The organism is Actinomadura soli (genome assembly GCF_005889715.1).
Classification (GTDB): Bacteria; Actinomycetota; Actinomycetes; order Streptosporangiales; family Streptosporangiaceae; genus Spirillospora; species Spirillospora soli.
Genome location: NZ_VCKW01000015.1, coordinates 12,606 through 35,509, shown reverse-complemented (window position 1 = coordinate 35,509; position 22,904 = coordinate 12,606). Strand labels below are relative to the sequence as shown.

Below are 22,904 nucleotides of genomic sequence, written 5' to 3'. Positions count from 1 at the left end.
AGAACCCAACGGAGTCGGCCTACGAAGCGCTGGTGATACGGGTCAGAGAGAGACAGCGGGCGTGTTCACGCGCGTGTCCTCACGATCTTCGACGACGGACGCACGGCACGCCCGGCCCCACCGTCAGCCCATTTTCGGGGGGTGACCGCTCATCCCGAGCAGGTCATCGCGTGCTGTATTCAGGGCGTCCACAGTTGAACCGTCCCGTTGAGGCCGACGGTGGACAGGGACCTGCCGTCCGGACTGAACGCCACCGACACGACGCGTTTCTTGTGACCGGTGAGCTGGCCGACCTCGGAGCCACTCCCGACATCCCACAACCGCACCGTCCCGTCGTCGCCGCCGGTGGCCAGGCGCCTACCATCGGGACTGAATACCACCGACACGACGCGTTTCTTGTGACCGGTGAGCCGACCGACTTCGTAGCGGCTCCCGACATCCCACAACCGGACCCTTGTGTCGCTGCCGGCGGTGGCCAGGGTCTTACCATCCGGGCTGAATACCACCGCTAAGACCGCGTTGCCCCGGCCTTTGTGAAGGAGGGGCTGGCCGATCTGACGGCGGTTTTCGACATCCCACAACCGGACTCTTGTGTCGCTGCCGGCGGTGGCCAGGGTCCTGCCGTCCGGGCTGAACGCCACCGCTAAGACCCACGCTTCTTCCCTAATGAGGAACATGCCGGAGGATTGGCCGACCTGGGAGCGGTTCTCAACGTCCCACAACCGGACCGTCTTATCGCTGCCGCCGGTGGCCAGGGTCCTACCATCCGGACTGAACGCCACCGCGTCGACCGATCCGGACTTGCCTCTATGCCCGAGGGATTGGCCGATCTGGGAGCGATTCTGAACGTCCCACAACCGCGCCTTATTGCCGAGATCACCGGTAGCTAGAGTCTTACCGTCCGGACTGAACGCCACCGCATGGATCGGGTAGCCGTGGGTGAGGGGCCGGCCGATTTCAGAACGGCTCCCGACATCCCACAACCGAACCGCATTATCGCCGCTGCCGGTGGCGAGGGTGCTGCCGTCCGGGCTGAACGCCCCAGCGGTGACAGGAGTTGCATTGCCGGAGAGTTGGCCGGTCCGGATCGGGTGATCCCACATGAGGGCGGACAGAGGACCGTTGGTGCTGTCGGTCGGTTCTGGTCTGGTAGCGGGTGCGGGTTCCTGTCGTAAGGACTTGGCGGCTTGCGCGGCGGTGGGGCGGCGGGACGGAATCTCACACAACAGGTCGTTGATGACGTACCGCAGCCAACCAGCGTGGGTCATGGGTGCCGATCTATCCCGCCTGAACCCGACGAACGCCTGGCGGCCTTCGACGGCGAAGTACAGGGTGGCGCCCAGCGACCAGACGTCCCATTCCGGGGCGGCCCGTCGCCCTTCCAGTTGCTCGGGGGGCATGTAGGCGGGGGTGCCCATGAGAATGCCGCTGTGGGTGATGCGGGCGGCTCCCTCGACGGCGGCGATCCCGAAATCGGTGACCAGTGCCCGATCCGCCTCTAACAGGATGTTGGCGGGTTTGATGTCCCGATGCACGATCCCGGCGGCATGCGCGGTCGCCAGCGCGTCGGCCACCTGGGCACCGATACGCGCTGCTCGCTTCACGCTCAGCCGACCTTCATTCTTGACAGCCTGATCCAGGGAGCAGCCGGAGACCAGGTCCATGACGATCCACGGCAGACCATCCTCATCGTCCACCAGGTCATGCACCGTGACGATCCCGTGATGCCGCAGCGCCGCCGCGGCACGAGCCTCTCGCTGCATCCGGCTGACCATCCGAGCCACAGACTCGGCACCGACGTCGGGCGGCACCTTGAGCTGTTTGGCCGCCACCTCCCGGCTCAACCGCTCATCCCGGGCGCGCCACGCCGCACCCATCCCGCCCTCACCCAGCAACCCCAGCAGCCGATACCGCCCGGCCACAAGACTCCCCGGCGCCGTCATACCGGCAGATAACCACACCAAACCAGCCCCGCGCATCAAATCAGAAAGGCCTCGAGTAAAAGTCCCCGCCCCGTGTCAGCAAAGTGATCAGGCAAGCCAGGGTCGCGCTGGCGCCGGAGCTGAACTACGGCGAAACACCTATCACCAGGTCGAATTCGTTCGCCTTCAAACGGTACGCGAACACCCACCAGGCGGCACAACCGAACATGAGTTTGGGCCTGTCCGGATCCATGGAGTCGCGCACCCCACCCCGGCTTCAGCGCCAGCGAGCGAGCAGTTCCTTGCGGCCTAGGAGATATGCGCGGATGGGGACGATTTCCGGGGCCATTTCCGTGAGCGGGGGCGTCCCCCCTCCGACGAGTTCGACTGACACGGTCGCGTGATACCCGAGGAGTCGGCCCGGTAATTGGAATGGACCGACGTGCCAGGTCGTCGGAGTCATACCAAAGATTGTTTCGCCGGACCAAGCGTCTCCGATGTAAGCGGAATGCGATGTTCAGGAATGCCGTCCGGGTGGTCGACATCAGCGTCACCTGTCGAAAGCGTGGTGATGACCTCCCGCAGGCCCGGCTCTCGCAGCCAATGGTTGGCGATCTCGGTGAGCGGCCCGTCGGCAAGGATGAACCGCACGGTGAGCGCTGGGAAGCATGCCGCGGGCAACGTCCTGCCCAACGAGCGGCTCGTGCATCTGGAGGCGCTGCGGGCCGCGGTGGACGCGCGGCGGGAGCTGGCCTGCAGGCTGATCGAGCGGCGCGGGATGACGTGGGTGAGCGTCGTCCGGATCGGCGGGTCGGGGCGGCTGGTGGAGGTGGGGTGCGACTACGTCCGGGCGGCGTGGTGGTTCACCTGGAGTGACGGGCGGCCGATCGCGCCGGTGCGGAACGTCGAGGGCGTTGTCGCGGCGCTCGTCCGGGAGCTGGGATGAGCGTGGGGAGCCGGTGAGAGGAGACGGCCCCGCTGTGTGCTGCGGGGCCGTCCCTCGGATCAGCGGGTGAGGGGGAGCGTGAGGGTGCTTCCGCGCAGGTCGACGTCGACCTTGGTGCCCGCCGGGTAGCGGAGCGTGTAGGCGTGGTCGGTCGCGAGGATCACCAGGCCGATGCGGTGGCCCTTCTTGAAGACGTAGTCATAGGGCTGCATCGGCCAGGAGAACGTGTATTCCTGGCCGGGCTTGACCGGGGTGCTTCGCCAGATGGATTCGCGGTTGCGGATGTCCGTCCAGCCGCGCGTCACGATCTTGAAGGGGCTGACCTCGGTGGTGTACTTGCGGACGGCCCGGCAGCCCTGGTCGGTGGGGATCGAGTCGCCGTAGCACCAGGTGTCGGACGTCCGGACGTAGCCGGAGACGCGCTCGTCGGTGCCGTAGTCGACCAGAATGGCCGACAGGTAGGGCGACTTTCCATTGATGGCGGCCCGAAGCTTCACCTGGGCGGTGCCGCTGAGCTTCACCGATTCCTTCAGCTCGGGCGTGAGGTAGATCAGGCGGTTGGGGTCGGACTCGTCCGGCTTGGCGGCCAGTTCTTCGGCCTTGCGGGACGGGTCGTCCACGAGGTGCTGAATGCCGTTGCCGGGCTTGCCCAAGCCGTCCTGGTTGAGGCCCAGGCGGACGGGGCGGGCGGTCGGCGCGGGCCAATCCCGGTATGTTTCCCAGTTGCCCGGGGTGCGTTCGAGGTCGACCTTCGGCTGGCGCATGATGTCGTTGCGGACGCCATAGAGCTCGTGCCCGAACCAGAGGTTCAGCGCGTCGAGCCAGGCGCTCTGGCGGACGTCGAGAGGCTCGTCATGGGCGGCCTGGTGAATCCAGAGTTTCCGGTTCACGCTTGCCTTCTTCAGGCCGTCCCAGAGAAGGGACATCTGGAGCGGCTTGACGTTCCAGTCGGCGAGTCCGCTCGTCATGAAGACGCTGGCGCGGAAATGCGGGGCGCTCTTGGCGAAGTTCCGGTCGTCCCAGGTGCGGTTGTAGTCGCCGGTGACGCGGTCCATCTTCGTTGCAAGGTCGTTCATGGCGGGCGCGCAGATCGCGGGGTTCTTGCGGGACAGGACGACCTTGGCGTGCAGGTCCAGGTCCTCGCCCGCCCAGCCGTCGGGGGCGACCACGCCGCCGTTGGCGCGGTATTCGTCGTACCAGTTGGAGACGCCGGAAATGGAGACGACGGTCTTGAGGCCCTTGACGCGGGTCCCGGCGGCGGCGAGGGGCAGGGTGCCGTCGTAGGACTTGCCCGCCATGGCGGCGTTCCCGGTCGACCAGTTCGCGCCGACCTTGTTGCCGTTCGCGTCGTAGGCGACGGCGTCGCCGGTGAGCCATTCGACGACGGATTTCATGCCCTGGGCCTCGTTCGGGCCGACGGCGGTGGGGCAGCCGTCGGAATCGCCCGTGCCGAGGGTGTCGGCGGCGAGGAAGGCGTAGCCGCGGGAAACGAAATAGTTGTCGTAATAGGGGAACGCGTAGTTCGGCGCGCCGGGCGGGCCGGACGGGGGCGTCCACGGTGCGAGGCGCGGGTAGTCGGTGACGTCCGCCGGGTGGTACGGCGTGTCGTGGAGGCCGCCGTAATAAGGGCTGCCCTCGATGATGGACGCCACCTTCAGCCCGTCGTTCGTCTCCTTCGGACGGGTGAGGTACACGGACACGCGGTCGCGCTTTCCGTCCCCGTCGCTGTCCACCTTGGTCTCGACGAAAATCTTTTCGCGAATGGCGTCCTTGTAGGAGAACACGGGCTGCGTCTTGCCGTCCTTCACGACGATGTGAGGACGTGCCGTCTCGGCGTGGGCGGGCAGCGACAAGGCGCCGGCCGCCAACGTCGTCATGCCCACGAGTGCCGTGACGGACAGGAGTGAGGGTCTCAACTTGCGCTCCCTGATCACTGAAAGAAACCTGATCAGCTTTCCAGAGCGGCGCGGACCTGCGTCAACGGTGATTGTTAACAAACCTGCCAGTCAGGCCGGTGGCGGCTCGTAGTCGAGTCCGAGCACTCCGGCCATGTCTTTGAGGCATTCCTCGAAAATGGGTTCCACGTCGGTGTAGATGTAGTCGAGCTGGTTCAGGACCTCCATGCAGAGAAGCCCATAGAGCCTGATCCAGCAGGACGTCGTCACATAGACGGCCTCGACGGGCAGTTTGACGCCCAGCCGGTCGATGTAGGCGCGCAATTGTTCGCGGATCGCGGGCGGCAGGGCGTCCGGGACGGGGAACGGGCTCGTCTCCCAGAGCGTCGCGATCTCTTCCTGGAAGACGCGCTCGAACTCGCGTCCTGCCAGGTTGCGGGCGGAGTCGGGGCTGCGGGTGACCGTGGACGGGACGTGGCTGGTGAAGATCCAGCCGAACTCGGCGGGGTGCGTGATCGCCCAGCCCCGCATGGCGCGGCAGGCCGCCAGGAGGCGGGCTGAGACGGTGCCGCCGGCGGCGCGCCGGGCATCGCGGGCGGCCCGCATCTGCGCGCCCAGTTCCGCGAAGAAGTCGGCGGTGACGGCCTGGACGAGCTCGTCGTGCCCCGAGAAGTAGTGGTACAGGGCGGGGCCGCTCATCCCGACCTCCCGCGCGATGGCGTTGATCGTCACCGCGGCGGTGCCCCGCGTGGTCAGCAGCGTGCGCGCCGCCTCGCGGATCTCCGCCAGGGTCTCCTGCCGGAGGCGGTCGCGGCGGCTGGGGCTCATGGGCGTCCTTCCGGGTCGTCGACGGGCGTTGACAGTCTAGGGCTTCTATGTTTCCTTAATACCTCTAAATCAATCTAGAGGGAGTAAGGAGCCATGGCCCGTAACCCACTGAACCGGCTGGTCGGCAAGTACGCGATGGACGCGGCGGTCACCGGCGTCGGGGAGGTCACGCCAACGATGAAGCGCATCCGGCTAGCTACCGAGGCGCCGATCGAGTTCCGCTACTCGCCGGGGCAGCACGTCCGGATCCAGATCAACGACCCGCTCTCGATTCACGGGCTGCTGCACCCCGTGGAGACCCTCCGCAGCTACACGATCTGGGACTTCGACCGGGACGCGCGGGAGCTGGAGCTCCGCGCGCACCTCTACGACGGCGACGGCATCGGGCTCCGGTGGGCGCGGGACGTGAAGCCCGGCGACACGGTGACGTTCTGGTGGCCGCAGGGGGACTTCTCCGTCCGAGACGCCGGTTACCACGTGTTCGTCGGAGAGGAGACGGCGTCGGTCGCGTTCGGGCCGATGCTGCGGGAGCTGGACGCGTCCGCGCGGGTCTACGGGGTGCTGGAGAGCGAGACGCCCGAGCTCGCCCCGCCGCTGCCCGGCCCGCATCGGCTGGATCGGGCGCATCGGGAGGGCGCGTCCGCTGCGTCGTCGAAGGTCATGCTCGACGCCGTGTCACGGCTCGACCTTCCTGAGGAACCGGGTGCCGCCTATGTGGCCGGGGAGGCGCGGACATGCCAGCTGGTCCGTGATCACCTGGTGCGTGATCGCGGGTGGCCGCGCACGTCCGTCAAGGTCAAGCCGTTCTGGACGCCCGGCAAGCGGGGCCTGCATTGAGCGGTCAGGTGATCCGGTCGATGACCAAGGGGTGGAGGGAGGGGGTGCCATCCGCGGTGATCTCGTACGCGCCGTCCAGGGATTCGAGGGCGCGGGGCAGGCGGGACTCGTCGTCGGTGTGGAGGGTGAGGAGGGGCTGGCCTTCCTTGACCGTGTCGCCCGGCTTGGCATGGCAGGTGATGCCCGCGGCGAACGAGACCGGGTCCTCCTTGCGGGCCCGTCCGGCGCCGAGACGCCAGGCGGCCACGCCGACGCCGTAGGCGTCCAGGCTGGTCAGGACGCCGGAGGACGGCGCCGTGACGGTGTGGGTCTCGCGGGCGGACGGGAGCGGGGCGTCCGGGTCACCGCCCTGGGCGGTGATCATGCGGCGCCAGACGTCCATGGCGGCGCCGTCCTTGAGCGCGTCGGCCGGGTCCTTCGAGGTGAGCCCGGCGGCGGCGAGCATCTCCCGGGCGAGGGTCAGGGTCAGCTCGACGACATCCGCCGGGCCTCCCCCGGCGAGCACCTCGACCGACTCCGCGACCTCGACGGCGTTCCCGACCGCGTTGCCCAGCGGACGGTCCATGGCGGTGAGGAGGGCGGTGGTGCGCAGGCCGTTGTCGGTGCCGATCGCGACCATGGTCTCGGCCAGCTCGCGGGCGTTCTCCACCGTCTTCATGAACGCGCCGGAGCCGACCTTGACGTCCAGGACGAGCGCGCCCGTCCCCTCCGCGATCTTCTTCGACATGATCGAGGACGCGATCAGCGGGATCGACTCCACGGTGCCGGTCACGTCGCGGAGCGCGTACAGCTTGCGGTCGGCGGGGGCGAGGCCGCCGCCCGCCGCGCAGACAACGGCGCCGGCGGAGCGCAGCACGTCCAGCATCTCCTCGTTCGACAGCGACGCCCGCCAGCCGGGGATCGACTCCAGCTTGTCGAGCGTCCCGCCGGTGTGGCCGAGGCCGCGGCCGGACAGCTGCGGGACGGCCGCCCCGCACGCCGCCACCACGGGCGCCAGCGGCAGGGTGATCTTGTCGCCGACGCCGCCGGTGGAGTGCTTGTCGGTGGTCGGACGGTCCAGCGCCGACCAGTCCATGCGCTCGCCGGAGCGGATCATCGCGTCCGTCCAGCGGGCGACCTCGGCGCGGGTCATGCCGTTCAGCAGGATCGCCATCGCCAGCGCCGCCATCTGCTCCTCGGCGATCGCGCCGCGCGTGTAGGCGTCGACGGCCCAGTCGATCTGCTCGGGGGTCAGCGCGCCGCCGTCGCGCTTGGCGCGGATGACGTCGATGGCGTCCAACGGATCACACCCTCTTGATCAGGTCGTCGGGGCCGAACGCGTCCGGCAGGACGTCCGACATGGGGAGGATGCCCTGCGTCGTCTCGATCTGGATCGACGCGCCGCCGTGCTCCCAGAGGAGCTGGCGGCAGCGGCCGCACGGCATCAGCGTGTTGCCGTGCCGGTCGACGACCACCACCGCGACCAGGCGCGGGTTCTCCGATTTGCCGGGGCCGTGCAGCGCCGACACGACGCCGCATTCCGCGCACAGGGCGACCCCGTACGCGGCGTTCTCGACGTTGCAGCCGCTGATGATGCGGCCGTCGTCCACCAGCGCGGCCGCGCCGACCGGGAAGCCGGAGTACGGGCAGTAGGCGCGCTTCATCGCCTCCCGCGCGGCGTCGCGCAGGGCAGGCCAGTCGATCTCGATTGCCTTAGCGTGCTCCATGGCCTTATCGTGCCTCACCGCGCCGATACCGGAGCCCGTTCGCGGCGGGCATGCGGAGGCGCTGGCTCGCCAGGGACAGGACGAGCAGCGTCACCAGATGCGGCGTGAACGAGACCAGTTCGCCGGGGACGAGGTCGCTCATCAGGAACCACGCCAGCAGCCCGGCCGCCGCGACCAGCGCCAGCACGGAACCGAAGTAGGCGTTGCGCACCTCGCGGTGGCCGAGATCGGTGACCGCCTCCGGCCGCAGCCGCGTCCCGCGCACCGCCTGCCAGACCGCCACGCCGACCAGCAGGATCGTCACGAACAGCAGCAGCGCGTGGACGGACTCGCCGCCGCCCCGGACGTTCATCGCGTCGGTGTAGCCGAACAGCAGCGAGCCCGCCATGAGGCCCCCGGGACGCCAGTTACCGAAGATCATCGCGGACAGGCCGATGAAGCCGCGGCCGTTGGTCTGGCCGTCCTGGAAGAGGTTGCCCGCGACGGTGACGAGGAACGCGCCCGCGAGGCCGGAGAACCCGCCGGAGATGATCACGGCCGCGTACTTCATCCGGTAGACCCGCACGCCGAGGGACTCCGCGGCGTACGGGTCCTCGCCGCACGAGCGGATCCGCAGGCCGAACGACGTCCGCCACAGGATCAGGAAGCTGAGCGGCACCAGCAGCAGCGCCACGAACGTCAGCAGCGACATCTCGCTGGTCAGCCCGCGCAGGATGCCCGCCAGGTCGGACAGCAGGAACCAGTGCCGGTCCTCCAGCGAGCCGAGCCAGTCGGGGCTCTGCCAGCCGCCGATCTTCCCGCCGGACAGCACCGGCAGGGTGAGCGTGTCTATCGAGTCGACGGGCGGCGACTGCCGGGGCCCGCCGCCGAGCGCCTTCGCCTCGCCCTTGTCGAAGATCAGCCCGGCGAGGAACTGCGTCAGGCCGATCCCGAGGATGTTGATCGCGACGCCGGACACGATGTGGTCGACACCGAACGACACGGTCGCGATCGCGTGCAGCAGCCCGCCGAGCGCGCCGCCGAGGATCCCCGCGAGGACGCCGATCCACGGGCCCCACTGGTAGCCGGCCCAGGCGCCCGTCCAGGTCCCGAGGATCATCATGCCCTCGAGCCCGATGTTGATCACGCCGGAGCGCTCCGACCAGAGCCCGCCGAGCCCCGCGAGGAAGATCGGCACGGCGAGGCGGAGGGAGGCGCTGACCGTCCCGCTGGACGTCACCGGGTTCGCGTCGTCGATCACGCGGACGAGGGAGAGGAGGACGAGCAGCCCGGACGCGATCAGCAGGTAGTGCGGCCAGCGCAGCGTGCGCTTGCCGTTCGCGGCCTTCTTCAGTGCCGCCATCCCGGTCGCGGTGCTCATGAGGCGCTCCCCGTGCTCCCCCTGGCCTCGCGGGCCAGGTCGTGGCCGGTGGCCAGCTCCGCCGCGACGGTGCGCTGCTGCAGCCGGATCTCCCAGCGCCGGACCAGCTCGTACACGATGACGACGGTCAGCACGACGACGCCCTGCATCACCCCGACGATCTCCTTCGGCACGTCGACCTCCTGGAGCACGTCCGAGGTCTGGTCGAGGAACGCGAACAGCAGCGCGGCGAGCGCGATCCCGGCCGGATGGTTGCGGCCGAGCAGCGCGACCGTGATGCCGGTGAAGCCGAGGCCCGCCGGGAAGTTCAGCGAGTACTCGTGGGACGCGCCGAGCAGCTCCGGCATCCCGATCAGCCCGGCCACCACCCCGGACGCGACCATCGTGTAGACGATCATGCGGCGGGCGTTGACGCCGCTGGCCTGCGCGGCGGACGGGGACATCCCCGACACCTTCAGATCGAACCCGAACCTGGTGTGGTTGATCACCACCCAGAACACGATCCCGACGACGATCGCGAGCGGCAGCAGCCCGTACACCGCGCCGGGCAGGTCGATCCCGATGGACGACAGGAAGCCGTTGAGCGAGCCGACCCGTCCGTCCTCGGGGATCTTCGGGGTCGCGACGTTGTTGCTGCCCGGCCGGAGCTCGGCGAGCCGCTGGTCGTTCAGCAGGTAGGCGATCAGGCCGGTCGCGATCGCGTTCAGCATGATCGTGGACAGCACCTCGCTGACCCCGCGGGTCACCTTCAGCACGCCCGCGATCGCCGCCCACACCCCGCCGACCACCATCGCCGCGGCGATCACCAGCAGCTGGCCGAGCGGCGCGGGCAGGGTGATCGCGCCGCCGAGCGCGGCGGCCAGGAACGCGGCGAGCCGGTACTGGCCGTCCACGCCGATGTTCAGCAGCGCCATCCGGAACCCGATCGCCACCGCGACCGCCGACAGGTAGTAGCGGGTCGCGCGGTTGACGATGTCGACGATCGAGTTCTCGGTGGTGCCGTAGTCGATCATGCTCTGCACGGAGCTGAACGGGTCGGCGCCGGTCGCCCGCAGCAGGATCATCGTGATGACGAGCGAGATCAGCAGCGCCAGCAGCGGCGAGCCGATCCGCAGCGCCAGCCCGGTCGGGCCCAGCCCCTGCATGATCGCCTTCCACGCCGGCACCGGCTCCGGCACGTCCGAAGGCGGCTCCGCCTTGGACAGGTCGGGTTTTCCCGGGTCCTTCGGCTCGCTCATGAGCCGGCTCCGGAACCGTCTCCGGAACTGTCCCCGGAATCGTCTCCGGCGCCGGTCATCGCGGAGCCGAGATCCTCCGGGGTGACGGTCCGCGGATCGACCTCCGCGACCAGCCGTCCCCCGTAGATCACGTGCAGGGTGTCGGACATACCGATGAGTTCCTCAAGATCGGCGCTGATCAGCAGCACGGCCAGCCCGTCCGCGCGGGCCTGGCGCAGGTGGTCCCAGATGGCGGCCTGGGCGCCGACGTCGATCCCGCGCGTCGGATGCGCGGCGATCAGCAGGTGCGGCTCGCCGGACATCTCCCGCCCGACGATCAGCTTCTGCTGGTTGCCGCCCGACAGGGCCGCGGCGGGCACGTCGATCCCGGGCGTCCGGACGTCGTAGGCTTGGACGATCCGGGTCGTGTCGCGGCGGGCGCCGCGCCGGTCGATCCACGGGCCGCGGACGTTCGGCGGCTGCGTCTGGTGGCCCAGCATCCGGTTCTCCCAGAGCGTCCCCTCCAGGACGAGCCCGTGCCGGTGCCGGTCCTCCGGGATGTAGGCGATCCCCGCCTCGCGGCGCTTCCGGGTCGCCCAGTGGGTGATGTCGTCGCCGCCGCGTGTCATTGTGGGGGAACGACCCCCCACACCCCCCGGCAAGAACCGGATGGTCCCGGCGTCCGCGTGCCGGATCCCCATGATCGCCTCGATGAGCTCGGTCTGCCCGTTGCCCTCGACGCCCGCCAGCCCGACGATCTCGCCGCGGCGGATGCGCAGCGAAACGTCGTCCACGACGGGACGGCCCTCCGGGGTGAGGACCGTCAGGCCCGAGATGTCGAGCTGGACGTCCTCGGTGACCGTGGAGTCGCGCAGCTCCGGGGTCGGCAGCTCCGATCCGACCATCAGCTCCGCCAGCCGCCGCGACGTGACCTCGCGCGGGTCGAGCCGGGTCGCGACGGTCGTGCCGCGGCGGATCACCGAGATCGTGTCGGCGACGGCGAGCACCTCGTCCAGCTTGTGCGAGATGAACAGCACGGTCAGGCCCTCGGCGCGCAGCTCCCGCAGGTTGCCGAACAGCTCGTCGACCTCCTGCGGGACGAGGACGGCGGTCGGCTCGTCCAGGATCAGCACGCGGGCGCCCCGGTACAGCACCTTGAGGATCTCCACGCGCTGCCGCTTGCCGACGCCGAGCGTCTCGACCAGCACGTCCGGGTCGACGCTGAGCCCGTACGCCCGCGACATCTCCTCGATCCTCGCGCGGGCGGCGGCGAAGTCGATGCCGCCGAACCAGGTGCGGGGCTCGGCGCCGAGGATCACGTTCTCCAGGACGGTCAGGTTGTCGGCCAGCTTGAAGTGCTGGTGGACCATGCCGATGCCGCGGCCGATCGCGTCGGCCGGGGTCCGGAGGGTGACCTGCTCGCCCTCGATCTCGATGGCGCCCTCGTCCGGCCGCTGCATCCCGTAGAGGATCTTCATCAGGGTGGACTTGCCGGCGCCGTTCTCACCGCACAGCGCGTGCACCTCGCCGCGCTCGATGGTGAGGTTGACGTCGCGGTTGGCCACCACCCCGGGGAACCGCTTGGTGATCGATGTCAGCCGCACGGCCGGCACCTGCTCAGGCACGAGTCGCCCCTCCTCTTGACCTGGGACCGCACCGGGCGTCACCCGATCGGTGACGCCCGGTGCGCGATTACGGCCGTACGGGACGGGCCGGGTCGCGCCATCCCGCGCGGACGCGGGCACCGGGGCGCTTCCCGCACCCGGCACGGGTCACGCCTTGGTCGGGACCTGGATCGTGCCGCTGACGATGCCGGCCTTCAGCTCGTCCAGCTTGGCCCTGATGTCGTCGACGTGCCCGCCGGACGGGGAGTAGCCGACGCCATCGTTCTTCAGGTCGTACTGCTTGGTGCCCGCCTGGAAGGTGTTCTTCGCGACGCTCTCCACGAACTCGTACACGGCGAGGTCCACGTGCTTGATCATCGACGTGAGGATCTGCTCCTTCACGCCGGCGACGGCGGGCTGGTTGTACTGGTCGGAGTCGACGCCGATCGCCCACTTGCCGGCCGCGCCGACGGTCTTGATGACGCCGATGCCGGCGCCGCCCGCGGCGTGGTAGATGACGTCCGCCTTCTGGTCGAGCTGGCCCTTGGCGGCCTCGTTGCCGAGCCCGGTGTCCTTGAAGCCGTTGAAGTTCGGCGGCTGCGTCAGGTACTTCGGCGGCAGGACCTTGATGTCCGGCTTGGCCTTCTTCGCCCCGGCCTGGTACCCGGCGTAGAACTTCACGATCAGCGGCACGTTGACGCCGCCGATGAACCCGATCGTGCCGGACTTGGACTTCAGCGCCGCGGCGGCGCCGACGAGGTAGGACCCCTGCTCCTCGGAGAAGCAGGCGCCGCTGACGTTCGCGCCCTCGACCTTGCACTGGTCGGCGTCCACGACGAGGAACTTGGTCTTCGGGAACTCCTTGGCGACCTTGATGATCGAGGTCGTATAGGCGAAACCGACCCCGATGACCGGGTTGTAGCCCTTGTTGGCCAGCAGCCGGAGGCGCGACTCCTTGTCGGCGTCCGGCTCGTCCGGCTTGGCGGAGATCTCCTCGGTCTGGACGCTCAGGTCCTTCTTGGCGCGGTCGAGCCCGGCGGCGGCCGAGTCGTTGAACGACTGGTCGCCGCGGCCGCCGATGTCGAAGGCGAGGCCGATCTTGAGGGTCTTCTTGCCGTCGTCCCCTCCCCCGCCGGTGTCGGCCTTCTTGCCGCCGCAGGCGGAAGCGCTGAGCAGCAGCGCAGCACCCGTCACGGTGACGAGCGAAATCTTCAGTCCACGGCGCAAGGTAGCGCTCCTTCCGTTCCCCACCAACGGGACGGCGACCGCTCCGGTCACCGAAATCGATCGGACGCTACCTCGCGAATCAGTGCAAACTTCCCGCTTGCACTGATTCGCAACAGGTCCGTTACCAAGGCGTAGGCATCTCGCCCCAGGTCGGTGCGGCAGGTCAGCGCCGCAGGTCAGCGGGGAAGATCAGGCCAGGGCGGCACCCTCGATCGGTTCGGCGTCGCCGGGGCGCCCGCCCTCCCACAGCGCGGTCAGCGCGGTCGCGCTCAGCACCCGGACGCCCACGGCCATGCACCGCTCGTCGACGTCGAAGTCGCCGCGGTGCAGGTCGTACTCGCCGGGCGAGCCGGGGGTGCGCACGCCGAGCCTGGCCAGCGCGCCGGGGATCGACTCCAGGTACCAGCCGAAGTCCTCGCCGCCGAGGCTCTGCGGGGTGGGCACGACGCCCTCCTCGCTCATGACCTGCGCGGCGGCGTCCCGGAACATCTGCACGCTGGTCGCCTCGTTCACGGTCGGGGGGACGCCCCGGACGTATTCGAGGGACGCCTCCACGTCGTAGGCGGCGGCGACCGACTGCAGCAGCGCCTTCATCATCTCGGGCGCCCGGTGCCACGCGTCGTCGTCCAGGCAGCGGACGGTGCCCTCCGCGATCCCGTCGTCGGGGATGGCGTTGGCGACGGACCCGGCCGACACCCGTCCCCACACCAGCGACAGGCTGGAGCGCGGGTCGACGCGGCGCGACAGCGCGGACGGCAGCTCGGTGACGATCTTGGCGAGGGCGTAGACGAGGTCGGCGGTCAGATGCGGCCGCGCGGTGTGCCCGCCGGGCCCGGTGACCTTCACGTACACCTTGTCGCAGGCCGCGGTGATCGGGCCGGTGCGCAGCCCGAGCTGCCCGACCTCGATGCGGGGGTCGCAGTGCAGCGCGAACGCCCGGTCGACGCCCGCGATGCCGCCGGCGGCCATCACGTCCAGCGCGCCGCCCGGGGTCTCCTCGGCGGGCTGGAACAGCAGCCGGACCCGTCCGGGCAGCAGCCCCGCCTCCGCCTGCTGCGCGAGGAACAGGCCCGCGCCCAGCACCATCGCGGTGTGGACGTCGTGGCCGCACGCGTGCGCGACGCCGGGGACCGTCGACCGGTACGGGACGTCGGCCTTCTCGTCCTGGAGGGGGAGCGCGTCGATGTCGGCGCGCAGCGCGACCGTGCTGCCGTCGGTGGGGCCGACGTCGCAGAACAGCCCGGTGCCCTTGGGGAGGATGACCGGCTTCAGGCCCGCCGCGCGCAGCCGCTCGGCGAGCCTCCTGGTCGTGCGGTGCTCGGCGTAGCCCAGCTCGGGGTGCATGTGCAGGTCGCGGCGGAACGCGATCAGCTCGTCCTCGTGCGCGGCGAGGAAGGCGTCGAGCTGCGGCTGCAGCACCGCCCCGCCGAGCACCGCCGATCCCGCGGACGCCGCGGCCGGAGCCGGGGGCCCCGGGACGATCTCGCCCGCCACGGACTCCTGCCCTAGAGTTTCGTCCGGGACCGTTCCTTCCTGGGCGGTTTCGCCTGGGATGTCCTGGGGGACGTCCTCGCCGCCGGGCGGGTTCCCCGCCGCCGACACCGTGTCACGCGCCACCGTCCCCGACGGCGGAACCGCCTCGTCGCGGCGCCCGGAGCCCGCGGGCCCCGAGGCGGTGGGTGGTTCAAGGCCGGGCATCACCCCGGGCCTCGGTTGTGTCATGTGCGCCCCCTGTGCGACGGCGGAGCCGGAGGGCCTCCGCCCTGTTGTCACCGTGCTGTCTTCCTTGACATCGGCCTTGCGTTCGGCCTGCCGTCCGCCCTCGCGTCCGGAGACGGGCTCGCGAGGCGCGGGCGCCTCATGGGCTGGGGCCGCCTCGTGGGCGGGGACGGCGGCACCGGGCGGGTTCCCCGGGACGGCCGGTTCCTCAGGTGCCGGCATGTGCGACCTCCCCCAGTGTGACGAACCTGTCCTCCGCGAGTTCGACGATCGCCGCGTCGACGATGTTCTCCAGTGTCCCGCCGTCGGCGCGGATGGCGCGCTGGCGCTCGTACGGGGCCCCGTGCTCCAGGACCTCGCCGGCCACCTTGAGCTCCTCGGCGCAGCCGAGCCGGTCGGCCACCGGCTCCAGCTCCCTGATCAGCTCGTACAGGTCGTCGCGGAGCGGCGCGGTGTTCCCGCTGTCGTCGGTGATCACGATCGCGTCGAGCCCGTAGCGGGTCGCGCGCCACTTGTTGTCGCGGACCACCCAGGCGGCCGGGCGGGGCAGCGTGTAGCCGCGGTCGAGCTGCTGCTCGAACAGCGTGACCAGGCTCTGGCAGAGGGCCGCGGCCATGCCGACCTCGCGCATGGTCGGGATGCCGTCGAACATCCTGATCTCGACGGTGCCGAAGTCGGGATGCGGACGGATGTCCCACCAGACTTCCTTGATGCTCCGGATAGTTCCAGAACGCAGCAGCGTGTCCATGTAATCCTCGAACGCCGCCCAGTCGTCCAGCAGATGGGGAGGTCCGGCCGTCGGCAGCTGACCGAAGACGACCGCCCTGCACGACGCCAGCCCGGTGTCGCTGCCGCTCCAGAACGGGCTGGACGCGGTGAGCGCCAGGAAATGCGGAAGGTAGGAGGTCAGCGCGTTGACGATCGGGATCGCCCGGTCACCGTCGGAGACCCCGACGTGGACGTGAACGCCGAACGTCTGGATGCGCCGCGCCAGCCACTGCATCTCCTCGACGAGCTTGGCGTAGCGCCCCATCGGCGCCATGACCGCGTCCCGCCAGTCGCTGATCGGATGGGTGCCGGTGCACCCGAGCGCGATGCCGCGCTCGGCGGCGGCGGCGCGGAGGGCGGCGAGCGTCCCGGCCAGGTCGGCCTTGGCCTCGCCCACGGTATGGCAGATGCCGGTCACGACCTCGACCGTCGACTCCATCAGCTCGTGGCGGACCGGCGGGTTCTCACCGTCCTCGCTGAGCGACGGCAGGGCGGCGAGCACCTCGCGTGCGTTCTGCCGCAGGTGCCTCGTCTCCGCATCGACGAGCTGGATCTCCCACTCGACGCCGAGCGTCGCCCCGTTCGATGCGTTGAAGTCAATGGCCACGGCCAACCTCCGTCCACAATCCTTGCAGGTCGTTGCGTGGCACGTGGCGCAATTCAGCCAGCGGGTCCCTAAGCCTGGACAAACGCCGGTCCAGGTCACGCGTTCACGTGTTCGCTCCATGATGGCGTCCGCGGTTCCCGCCCAGCAGGTGTCCATGCCCTTTGCGGATCAATTGACTCATGCGGACGGTCGGCGCGCACGCGTAGGCCCTACCTTTCGGTCATTGATCTTGTCTGCGACACCATCCGATCGAACTAGTCAGTCCGTCCCAAAATACCGTCGATGACAGTGTGTCACCGATAGCGGTCGTCCCTTACATACCGTGGCGTCCCCCGGTGCTCCCGGTGCGCCCTGCGTCGCGTACGTACCGTGCTTGCCGTGTTCGCGTTCGGGTACCCCTTCGCCGGATAGGTCGCCTAGTCTTCGGGGGAGTCATGGGCGTCACGCGTATGCGCGTCGGGAGCGATCGGGCTTCCACGGGATCGAGGAGCGTCGGAAGCTTGCGAGCAGAGCGGCGAGAGCGGACCAGCGTCCGCCGCGCCCTGACGATGATCACAGTACCGCTGACCTCGGCGTCCCTCGCCGCGGCACCCGCCTTCACGGCCGCCCCGGCGGCGGCCGCGGCCCCGCCCGCGCGGCTCGCCGGGCCGCCCGGGGCGGCGCCGGACGACACGGTCGGCGGGCCGCAGCTCGCCGGGCGCGGGGTCGTCCTCAACAGGGCGCCAGGCGTGCCCGCGCTGCCGAAGGTCACAGCGGGCTCGTATTTGATCGCGGACGCCGACACCGGCGACGTCCTCGCCGCCAAGGACCCGCACGGCCAGTACCTGCCGGCGAGCACGATCAAGACGCTGACCGCGCTGACCCTCGTCCCCAAGCTGGACCCGAACCGGCTCGTCCAGCCGTCGCAGGCGGCCTGCAACGTCGAGGGCACCAAGGTCGGGCTCACGCCGAAGATGCGCTACAAGGTCTCCGACCTGTTCCACGCGATGCTGATGATGTCGGCCAACGACGCCTCGGTGACGCTGGCGGAGGCGCACGGCGGCATGCGGAAGACGCTCGCCGACATGAACGCCGAGGCCAGGCGGATCAACGCCCGCGACACCCTGGCCGGGTCGCCGAACGGGCTGGACAAGGACCTCGGGCTGAGCGTCCGCACCCAGCACACGTCCGCCTACGACCTGGCGCTGATCCTGCGCGAGGGGATGAAGCACCCCGCCTACCGCCAGTACATGCAGGCGATCGACTACAAGTTCCCCGCGCCGCCGACGAAGCAGGAGCGCAAGAAGGGCAAGAAGGTCGGCGGGTACCCGATCCACACCCACAACCGCATGCTGCCGGGCGAGCGGCACTCCTACACCGGCATGCTCGGCGGCAAGAACGGCTACACGATCGCGGCGCAGCAGACCTTCGTCGCGCAGGCGCGGCGCGGCGGGCACACCATCGTGATCTCGCTGATGAAGGCCGACCAGCCGCCGTCGGAGTACGCGACCGACCTGCTCAACTGGGGCTTCGCCGCCCGCGGCAAGGTCGAGCCGGTGGGCGCCCTCGTCGCCCCCGGCAGCACCGGGCAGAAGGGGAGGGACGCCGCGGCCGACGGCGTGCTGCCCGACGCCCCGCTCGCGTCCGACGACGCGTCCCGCAAGTGGCTGCTCGTCGGCGGCGGCGCGACGGGCGCGCTGCTGGCCATCGCGGTCCTCTTCGTCGTCCTGCGCCGCCGTCGCCGCCTGGAATCCCGCTGAGCCGCCCCGGCGCCAGGGGCACGCCCTGGGCGGGTGGTAAAGGTTCGCTCAGGGCCCTCCGGGACGCTGGTCTGGCGGCGCGAGCGGGCTTACGCTCGCGGTGGCGCCGGTGACCTCGTCGCTGCCGCAGGAGACGGCGGACCGGTGCCGCAGGAGGAAGCGCGCCATGTCCGACATGCATGTCTCCATGGCCGGTGCGTCCATGTTCAGCGACCGCACACTTGAACACCCGAACGTGACCCTGCTGAAGGACGGCTACACGGCCTTCGCGAAGGGCGACATGGCGTCCATCCGCGGGCTGCTCGCCGAGAGCGTCGTGCACCGCGTCCCGGGGCGCGGGCCGCTGTGCGGCGAGTACCGGACGGCGGAGGAGGTCCTCGACTTCTACGTCCGGCTGTTCGAGCTGTCGGGCGGGACGTTCCGCGCCGAGCCGTACGCGGTGATGGCGAACGAGGAGTACGGCGCGGCGCTCGTCCAGACGTACGCCGAACGCCCGGGGCTGCCGGGACGCGTCCTGGACGGCCGCGCGGTGGACCTGTTCCGCATCGAGGACGGGAAGATCACCGAGATCCGCACCCTGGCGGAGGATCAGTACGCCGACGACGCCTTCTGGTCCTGACCCGCCTTCTGGTCCTGACCCGCCTTCTGGTCCTGACCCGCCTTCTTGTCCGGAGTGGACGGCTGCACGGGGTCGTCGGCCGCGGGTGGTTCCGCCTTCTCCGGGTTGTCGGCGTCGGCGGTGAGGACGACGCGGCGGGTGGCCGTCCACGCGGCGACGAACAGCGTGAAGCGGGACACGATGTTGATCCACACCATCAGCCCGACCAGGACGGCGAACGCGCCGTAGACCGGGTTCGACGTCGTCCGCGCGATGAACAGCGTCGCGAGCAGCTTGAGCAGCTCGAAGCCCACGGCCCCGAACAGCGCGCCGCGGATGATCCGCCGCCACTGCGCGCGGGTGCCCGAGAGCCGGGTGAACAGCACCAGGAAGACCACGGTGTTGAACGCGGTCGCGCACGCGAGGGACAGCAGCCGGAGCCCGGTTCCGGCGCCGGTGACGTCCTGCAGCCCGAACCAGCCGAGGACGGAGTGCGTAGCCGACGTCGTGACCGTCGAGACCGCCATCCCGCAGATCAGGACCGCGCCGAGGAACGCCAGGACGGCCACGTCCCACAGCCGTTTGACGGCGTAGTTCCCGCCGCCGCCCGGCTCGTTGCCCCACATGTCGCGGAGCCCCTCGCGCAGGACCTGCACCCAGCCCTGCCCGGTGACCAGCAGCGCGATCAGGCCGATGACCCCGACGGTCGTCTTGGACTGCGCGATCTCCTCGACCCGGAGCTGGTCGGACAGGCCGGGCAGCAGCGAGTTCACGGCCCGGACGAAGTAGTCGCGCGCCTCCGCGCTGACGCCGACCACGTACCCGAGCAGCGAGTACGCGAGCGCCAGCAGCGGGAAGAAGGACAGGAAGCCGTAGCAGGTCAGCGCGGCGGCGAGCCGGTCGCCGCGCCGCTCCCGGTACCGGTTGAACGCGCGGGCGTGGTGGTCGAGCCAGCTCCAGCGTCCGCGGGCGTCGCGGAGCATGGCCTTGCCGCGGCCGAACAGGTCCTCGCTCCCCCGCTGGACCCTGTTGATCACCTGCCGCATGTACGGGGCGTACCCACTCACGGTCAGTCGATGCGGCAGACGGTAATCGGGTGTTAAAGGCCGCTAAATACCGCGTCCGGTGAAGACGAAGTCGCGTTGGGGGCGCCACACGCCGTCGAGGCCGTGCTCGTAGAGGGAGAAGCCCCACGCGTCGAAGTCGGCGCTGTAGCCGGCGAGCTCCTTGAACGCCTTGTCCATGACGTCGTCGGACAGGTGGTGGGCGATGGTGACGTGCGGGTGGTAGGGGAACGGCAGCGGCCGGGCGAGCGGGCCCGACAGTACCCTCGCCTGGACGCGTTCGCAGCCGCCGATTCCTTCGGCGAGCGCGACGAACACGACCGGGGACACGGGTCGGAACGTTCCGCTTCCGCGCAGCCTGATCTGGAACGGCTCCTCGGTTCGGGCGATCTCCCGCAGGTGGGCCTCGATGTCGTCCAGCGCGGACTCGTGGACGTCGGTCGGCGGGAGCAGCGTGATGTGCGTCGGGATGGCGGTGGCCAGCGGATCGCCGAACGAGGCGCGCTTGGCCTGCAGCAGCGCGCCGTGCGGGTCGGGGATCGGGATGGCGACGCCGATCGCGCGGACGCCGGGGGCCGGTCCGCCCGCGCCCGCGGAGGGCGCCTCCCCGGGGCCCTCCGCGGCGGCGTCGTGGAGTGGGCGGTCAGCGACCACGTCCCACGAATCCCACCCGGTCGCGGACGGTCTCCATCGTCCGCGCGGCGACCCCGGACGCGCGTTCGGCGCCCAGCGCGAGGACACGGTCGAGCTGCTTCTCGTCGTCCAGCAGCGCCAGCGTGCGTTCCCTGATCGGCGCGAACGTGTCGACGACGAGCTGCGCGAGGTCCTTCTTGAACTGGCCGTAGCCGGAGCCCGCGTAGCGGCGCTCCAGATCCGGGATGGACGTGCCGTCCAGCGCCGCGTAGATCCGCAGGAGGTTGGTGATCCCGGCCTTCTTCTCCTCGTCGTGGACGACCTCGGAGCCGGTGTCGGTGACCGCGCGCATGATCTTCTTGCGCATCGGGCCCGGCTCCTCCAGCACGTCGATGATCCCCTGCGGGGAGGAGGCCGACTTGCTCATCTTGGCCTCGGGCTCCTGCAGGTCGGTGATCTTCGCGGCGCCCTGCAGGATGTGCGCCTCGGGCGGGACGAACGTCTCGCCGAACCGGTGGTTGAACCGCTGCGCGAGGACGCGGGTCAGCTCCAGGTGCTGCCGCTGGTCCTCCCCGACGGGCACACGCAGCGCCCTCTCTCCTGTGGGGGGACGACCCCCCACACCCCCCGGAACGGCCCGGGCTCCCTCGCCCGGCTCGGGCGAGTAGAGAAGGATGTCGGCGGCCTGCAGGATCGGGTAGGTGAACAGCCCGACGGTGGTACCGGCCGTCCCCTGCTTGGACGACTTGTCCTTGAACTGGGTCATGCGCCCGGCCTCGCCGAAGCCGGTGAGGCAGCCCAGCACCCACGCCAGCTCGGCGTGCTCGGGGACGTGGCTCTGCACGAACACGGTGGCGCGCTCGGGATCCAGGCCCATCGCGAGGAGCTGCGCGACGGCGACCTTCGTCCGGCGGCGCAGCACCGCCGGGTCGTGCTCGACGGTGATGGCGTGCAGGTCGACCACGCAGTAGAAAGCGTCATGCGTGTCTTGCATCGCGACCCACTGCCGCAATGCGCCCAGGTAATTGCCGAGGTGGAACGAGTCGGCGGTGGGCTGGATGCCGGACAGCACGCGGGGCCTGACGGCGCCGCTCGTCTCGGGAGCTGCTGCTGGGCTGGACGCTTCGGGCATGTGCACGGACCGATTCTCTCAGGTGTCGCCAGGGGCTCCGCCGCGGGTGGCGCCGCTGGTCGCGGGGCCGGGCGCCCCGCTGGCGGCGGGGCCCGCGGGACCGCTGGTCGCGGCGCCCGCGGCGGTGTCGCCGGTGCCCGCCCGCGGGGTCGCGGACGGGATGGCGAGCGTCGCCGTGACGGCCTGCGGCGTCGCCCGCGGGGTGACGCGCACGCGGGCCACCCGCCGGCCGTCCATCCGGGCCACCGCGAGGCGGTGACCGCCGGCCTCCACCGAGTCGCCCTCGGAGGGCACGCGGCGCAGCACCGCCATGATGTGCCCGGCGACCGTCTCGTAGGGCCCGGCCGGGAGCCGGATGCCGGTCTCGGCGGCGAAGTCGTCCAGGTTGAGCAGGCCGTCGACCTCGACCACGCCGCCGTGCAGGCGCCGTGCCTGCGCGTCCTGGACATCATATTCGTCGCGGATGTCCCCGATGAGCTCCTCCAGAAGGTCCTCCATCGTGACGATCCCGGCGACGCCGCCGTACTCGTCCATGACGATCGCCAGGTGGCAGCCCTCGCGGCGCATCTCCGACAGCGCCGGGAGGACCCGTTTGGAGGACGGCAGGAACTTCACCGGGCGCACGAGATCGCCCACAGGGCGGTCCCGGGGTGCGTGGGGGGTCGTCCCCCCGCATGGGACCGGCCCGTCCTTTTCCGGGGGGCCGGGGGCCAGCAGGTCGCGGATGTGGACGAAGCCGATCACCTCGTCGTGGGACTCGCGGCAGACCGGGAACCTGGAGTGCGGGCTGCCCGCGGCCATGCGCGCGGCGGCGGTCAGCGGGAGCGCCGCGTCCAGGAACACCACCTCGGTGCGCGGGACGAGGACCTCGCGCAGCGGCCGCTCCCCCGCCGCGAACACCTCCCCGATCAGCGCCCGCTCGTCCGCGGTGAGCTGCGTGTTCTCGGCCACGAGCGCCCGCATCCGCTCCGCCGTCAGCTCCTCGCGGAGCGCGCCCGGGTCGCCGCCGGACAGCCGCACGACGAGGTTGGTCGAGCTCGACAGCAGCCACACCAGGGGGCGTGCGAGCCCCCAGGGCGGCCGGGACGGCGTCCGGTCCATG

At 70.3% G+C, this 22,904-nt stretch carries 21 protein-coding genes; 4 read left to right on the top strand and 17 right to left on the bottom strand.

The window, feature by feature from the left end:
* Positions 1 to 179: 179 nt before the first annotated feature.
* A complete protein-coding gene (locus tag ETD83_RS04760; protein ID WP_171064017.1) occupies positions 180 to 1,943 on the bottom strand; it encodes a WD40 repeat domain-containing serine/threonine protein kinase in 1,764 nt (587 codons plus the stop codon).
* A 438-nt stretch (positions 1,944 to 2,381) separates the two neighbouring features.
* Entirely contained in the window at positions 2,382 to 2,573 is a 192-nt protein-coding gene (locus ETD83_RS04750; protein ID WP_138643801.1) for a hypothetical protein, read from the bottom strand.
* A gap of 1 nt (position 2,574) precedes the next feature.
* Here ETD83_RS04750 and ETD83_RS04745 point away from each other — a divergent pair, with 1 nt between their 5' ends.
* Positions 2,575 to 2,868: a hypothetical protein gene (locus tag ETD83_RS04745; protein WP_138643800.1), complete on the top strand. Its 294-nt coding sequence runs from the start codon at positions 2,575 to 2,577 to the stop codon at positions 2,866 to 2,868.
* A gap of 59 nt (positions 2,869 to 2,927) precedes the next feature.
* On the opposite strand, the gene ETD83_RS04740 is transcribed toward ETD83_RS04745, so the two are convergent.
* Complete coding sequence (locus ETD83_RS04740; RefSeq protein ID WP_230420678.1) at positions 2,928 to 4,784, bottom strand: Xaa-Pro dipeptidyl-peptidase; 1,857 nt, start codon at positions 4,782 to 4,784, stop codon at positions 2,928 to 2,930.
* Positions 4,785 to 4,874: 90 nt separating this feature from the next.
* Positions 4,875 to 5,591, bottom strand: coding sequence for a TetR/AcrR family transcriptional regulator (locus ETD83_RS04735; protein ID WP_138643799.1), 717 nt, complete (start codon positions 5,589 to 5,591; stop codon positions 4,875 to 4,877).
* Positions 5,592 to 5,684: 93 nt separating this feature from the next.
* Here ETD83_RS04735 and ETD83_RS04730 point away from each other — a divergent pair, with 93 nt between their 5' ends.
* Positions 5,685 to 6,428 (top strand): siderophore-interacting protein, encoded by a 744-nt coding sequence (locus ETD83_RS04730; protein ID WP_138643798.1) that lies wholly within the window; start codon positions 5,685 to 5,687, stop codon positions 6,426 to 6,428.
* Positions 6,429 to 6,432: 4 nt separating this feature from the next.
* Here ETD83_RS04730 and ETD83_RS04725 read toward each other — a convergent pair whose 3' ends face one another.
* The 8 genes from ETD83_RS04725 to ETD83_RS04690 form a co-directional block, all read right to left on the bottom strand.
* Positions 6,433 to 7,707: a thymidine phosphorylase gene (locus ETD83_RS04725; protein WP_138643797.1), complete on the bottom strand. Its 1,275-nt coding sequence runs from the start codon at positions 7,705 to 7,707 to the stop codon at positions 6,433 to 6,435.
* Between the two features lie 4 nt (positions 7,708 to 7,711).
* Positions 7,712 to 8,134 (bottom strand): cytidine deaminase, encoded by a 423-nt coding sequence (locus ETD83_RS04720; protein ID WP_138643796.1) that lies wholly within the window; start codon positions 8,132 to 8,134, stop codon positions 7,712 to 7,714.
* A 4-nt stretch (positions 8,135 to 8,138) separates the two neighbouring features.
* Positions 8,139 to 9,494 carry an ABC transporter permease gene (locus ETD83_RS04715; protein ID WP_138643795.1) on the bottom strand — a complete coding sequence of 452 codons (1,356 nt, stop codon included), beginning with the start codon at positions 9,492 to 9,494 and terminating at the stop codon, positions 8,139 to 8,141.
* Positions 9,491 to 10,732: an ABC transporter permease gene (locus ETD83_RS04710; RefSeq protein WP_205717494.1), complete on the bottom strand. Its 1,242-nt coding sequence runs from the start codon at positions 10,730 to 10,732 to the stop codon at positions 9,491 to 9,493. Before ETD83_RS04710 ends, ETD83_RS04715 begins: the two co-directional genes overlap by 4 nt.
* Positions 10,729 to 12,336: an ABC transporter ATP-binding protein gene (locus tag ETD83_RS04705; protein WP_138643794.1), complete on the bottom strand. Its 1,608-nt coding sequence runs from the start codon at positions 12,334 to 12,336 to the stop codon at positions 10,729 to 10,731. The genes ETD83_RS04710 and ETD83_RS04705 overlap by 4 nt, the downstream gene beginning before the upstream one ends.
* A gap of 147 nt (positions 12,337 to 12,483) precedes the next feature.
* Entirely contained in the window at positions 12,484 to 13,542 is a 1,059-nt protein-coding gene (locus tag ETD83_RS04700; RefSeq protein ID WP_138643793.1) for a BMP family lipoprotein, read from the bottom strand.
* A 189-nt stretch (positions 13,543 to 13,731) separates the two neighbouring features.
* Positions 13,732 to 15,024, bottom strand: a complete 1,293-nt coding sequence (locus ETD83_RS04695) for a M20 family metallopeptidase (RefSeq protein WP_138643831.1) — start codon at positions 15,022 to 15,024, stop codon at positions 13,732 to 13,734.
* 445 nt (positions 15,025 to 15,469) lie between these two features.
* Positions 15,470 to 16,636, bottom strand: a complete 1,167-nt coding sequence (locus ETD83_RS04690) for a glutamate--cysteine ligase (protein ID WP_138643792.1) — start codon at positions 16,634 to 16,636, stop codon at positions 15,470 to 15,472.
* Positions 16,637 to 17,136: 500 nt separating this feature from the next.
* Here ETD83_RS04690 and ETD83_RS04685 point away from each other — a divergent pair, with 500 nt between their 5' ends.
* Complete coding sequence (locus ETD83_RS04685; RefSeq protein ID WP_230420677.1) at positions 17,137 to 18,375, top strand: D-alanyl-D-alanine carboxypeptidase family protein; 1,239 nt, start codon at positions 17,137 to 17,139, stop codon at positions 18,373 to 18,375.
* A 48-nt stretch (positions 18,376 to 18,423) separates the two neighbouring features.
* On the opposite strand, the gene ETD83_RS45245 is transcribed toward ETD83_RS04685, so the two are convergent.
* Complete coding sequence (locus tag ETD83_RS45245; protein ID WP_268920413.1) at positions 18,424 to 18,552, bottom strand: hypothetical protein; 129 nt, start codon at positions 18,550 to 18,552, stop codon at positions 18,424 to 18,426.
* Between ETD83_RS45245 and ETD83_RS04680 the strand changes: the two genes are divergently transcribed.
* Positions 18,542 to 18,994, top strand: a complete 453-nt coding sequence (locus ETD83_RS04680) for a nuclear transport factor 2 family protein (protein ID WP_138643791.1) — start codon at positions 18,542 to 18,544, stop codon at positions 18,992 to 18,994. The genes ETD83_RS45245 and ETD83_RS04680 overlap by 11 nt on opposite strands.
* Here the strand turns inward: ETD83_RS04680 and ETD83_RS04675 are convergent.
* Genes ETD83_RS04675 through ETD83_RS04660 form a run of 4 tightly spaced genes read right to left on the bottom strand, consistent with a single transcriptional unit; the run spans position 18,964 to position 22,903 of the window.
* Positions 18,964 to 20,040 (bottom strand): YihY/virulence factor BrkB family protein, encoded by a 1,077-nt coding sequence (locus ETD83_RS04675; RefSeq protein WP_230420676.1) that lies wholly within the window; start codon positions 20,038 to 20,040, stop codon positions 18,964 to 18,966. The two genes, ETD83_RS04680 and ETD83_RS04675, sit on opposite strands and share 31 nt — an antisense overlap.
* Before the next feature lie 42 nt (positions 20,041 to 20,082).
* Positions 20,083 to 20,691, bottom strand: coding sequence for a 2'-5' RNA ligase family protein (locus tag ETD83_RS04670; protein ID WP_230420675.1), 609 nt, complete (start codon positions 20,689 to 20,691; stop codon positions 20,083 to 20,085).
* Complete coding sequence (trpS, locus tag ETD83_RS04665; protein WP_138643827.1) at positions 20,681 to 21,802, bottom strand: tryptophan--tRNA ligase; 1,122 nt, start codon at positions 21,800 to 21,802, stop codon at positions 20,681 to 20,683. The genes ETD83_RS04670 and trpS overlap by 11 nt, the downstream gene beginning before the upstream one ends.
* An 18-nt stretch (positions 21,803 to 21,820) precedes the next feature.
* Positions 21,821 to 22,903 (bottom strand): hemolysin family protein, encoded by a 1,083-nt coding sequence (locus ETD83_RS04660; protein WP_205717493.1) that lies wholly within the window; start codon positions 22,901 to 22,903, stop codon positions 21,821 to 21,823.
* Position 22,904 lies beyond the last annotated feature (1 nt).

Bases quoted from the DNA above. Each gene is read 5' to 3' on its own strand.
- ETD83_RS04760 (WP_171064017.1), bottom strand. From the start codon at position 1,943: ATGACGGCGCCGGGGAGTCTTGTGGCCGGGCGGTATCGGCTGCTGGGG.
- ETD83_RS04735 (WP_138643799.1), bottom strand. From the start codon at position 5,591: ATGAGCCCCAGCCGCCGCGACCGCCTCCGGCAGGAGACCCTGGCGGAG.
- ETD83_RS04730 (WP_138643798.1), top strand. From the start codon at position 5,685: ATGGCCCGTAACCCACTGAACCGGCTGGTCGGCAAGTACGCGATGGAC.
- ETD83_RS04720 (WP_138643796.1), bottom strand. From the start codon at position 8,134: ATGGAGCACGCTAAGGCAATCGAGATCGACTGGCCTGCCCTGCGCGAC.
- ETD83_RS04715 (WP_138643795.1), bottom strand. From the start codon at position 9,494: ATGAGCACCGCGACCGGGATGGCGGCACTGAAGAAGGCCGCGAACGGC.
- ETD83_RS04710 (WP_205717494.1), bottom strand. From the start codon at position 10,732: ATGAGCGAGCCGAAGGACCCGGGAAAACCCGACCTGTCCAAGGCGGAG.
- ETD83_RS04680 (WP_138643791.1), top strand. From the start codon at position 18,542: ATGTCCGACATGCATGTCTCCATGGCCGGTGCGTCCATGTTCAGCGAC.
- ETD83_RS45245 (WP_268920413.1), bottom strand. From the start codon at position 18,552: ATGTCGGACATGGCGCGCTTCCTCCTGCGGCACCGGTCCGCCGTCTCC.
- trpS (WP_138643827.1), bottom strand. From the start codon at position 21,802: ATGCCCGAAGCGTCCAGCCCAGCAGCAGCTCCCGAGACGAGCGGCGCC.
- ETD83_RS04660 (WP_205717493.1), bottom strand. From the start codon at position 22,903: ATGGACCGGACGCCGTCCCGGCCGCCCTGGGGGCTCGCACGCCCCCTG.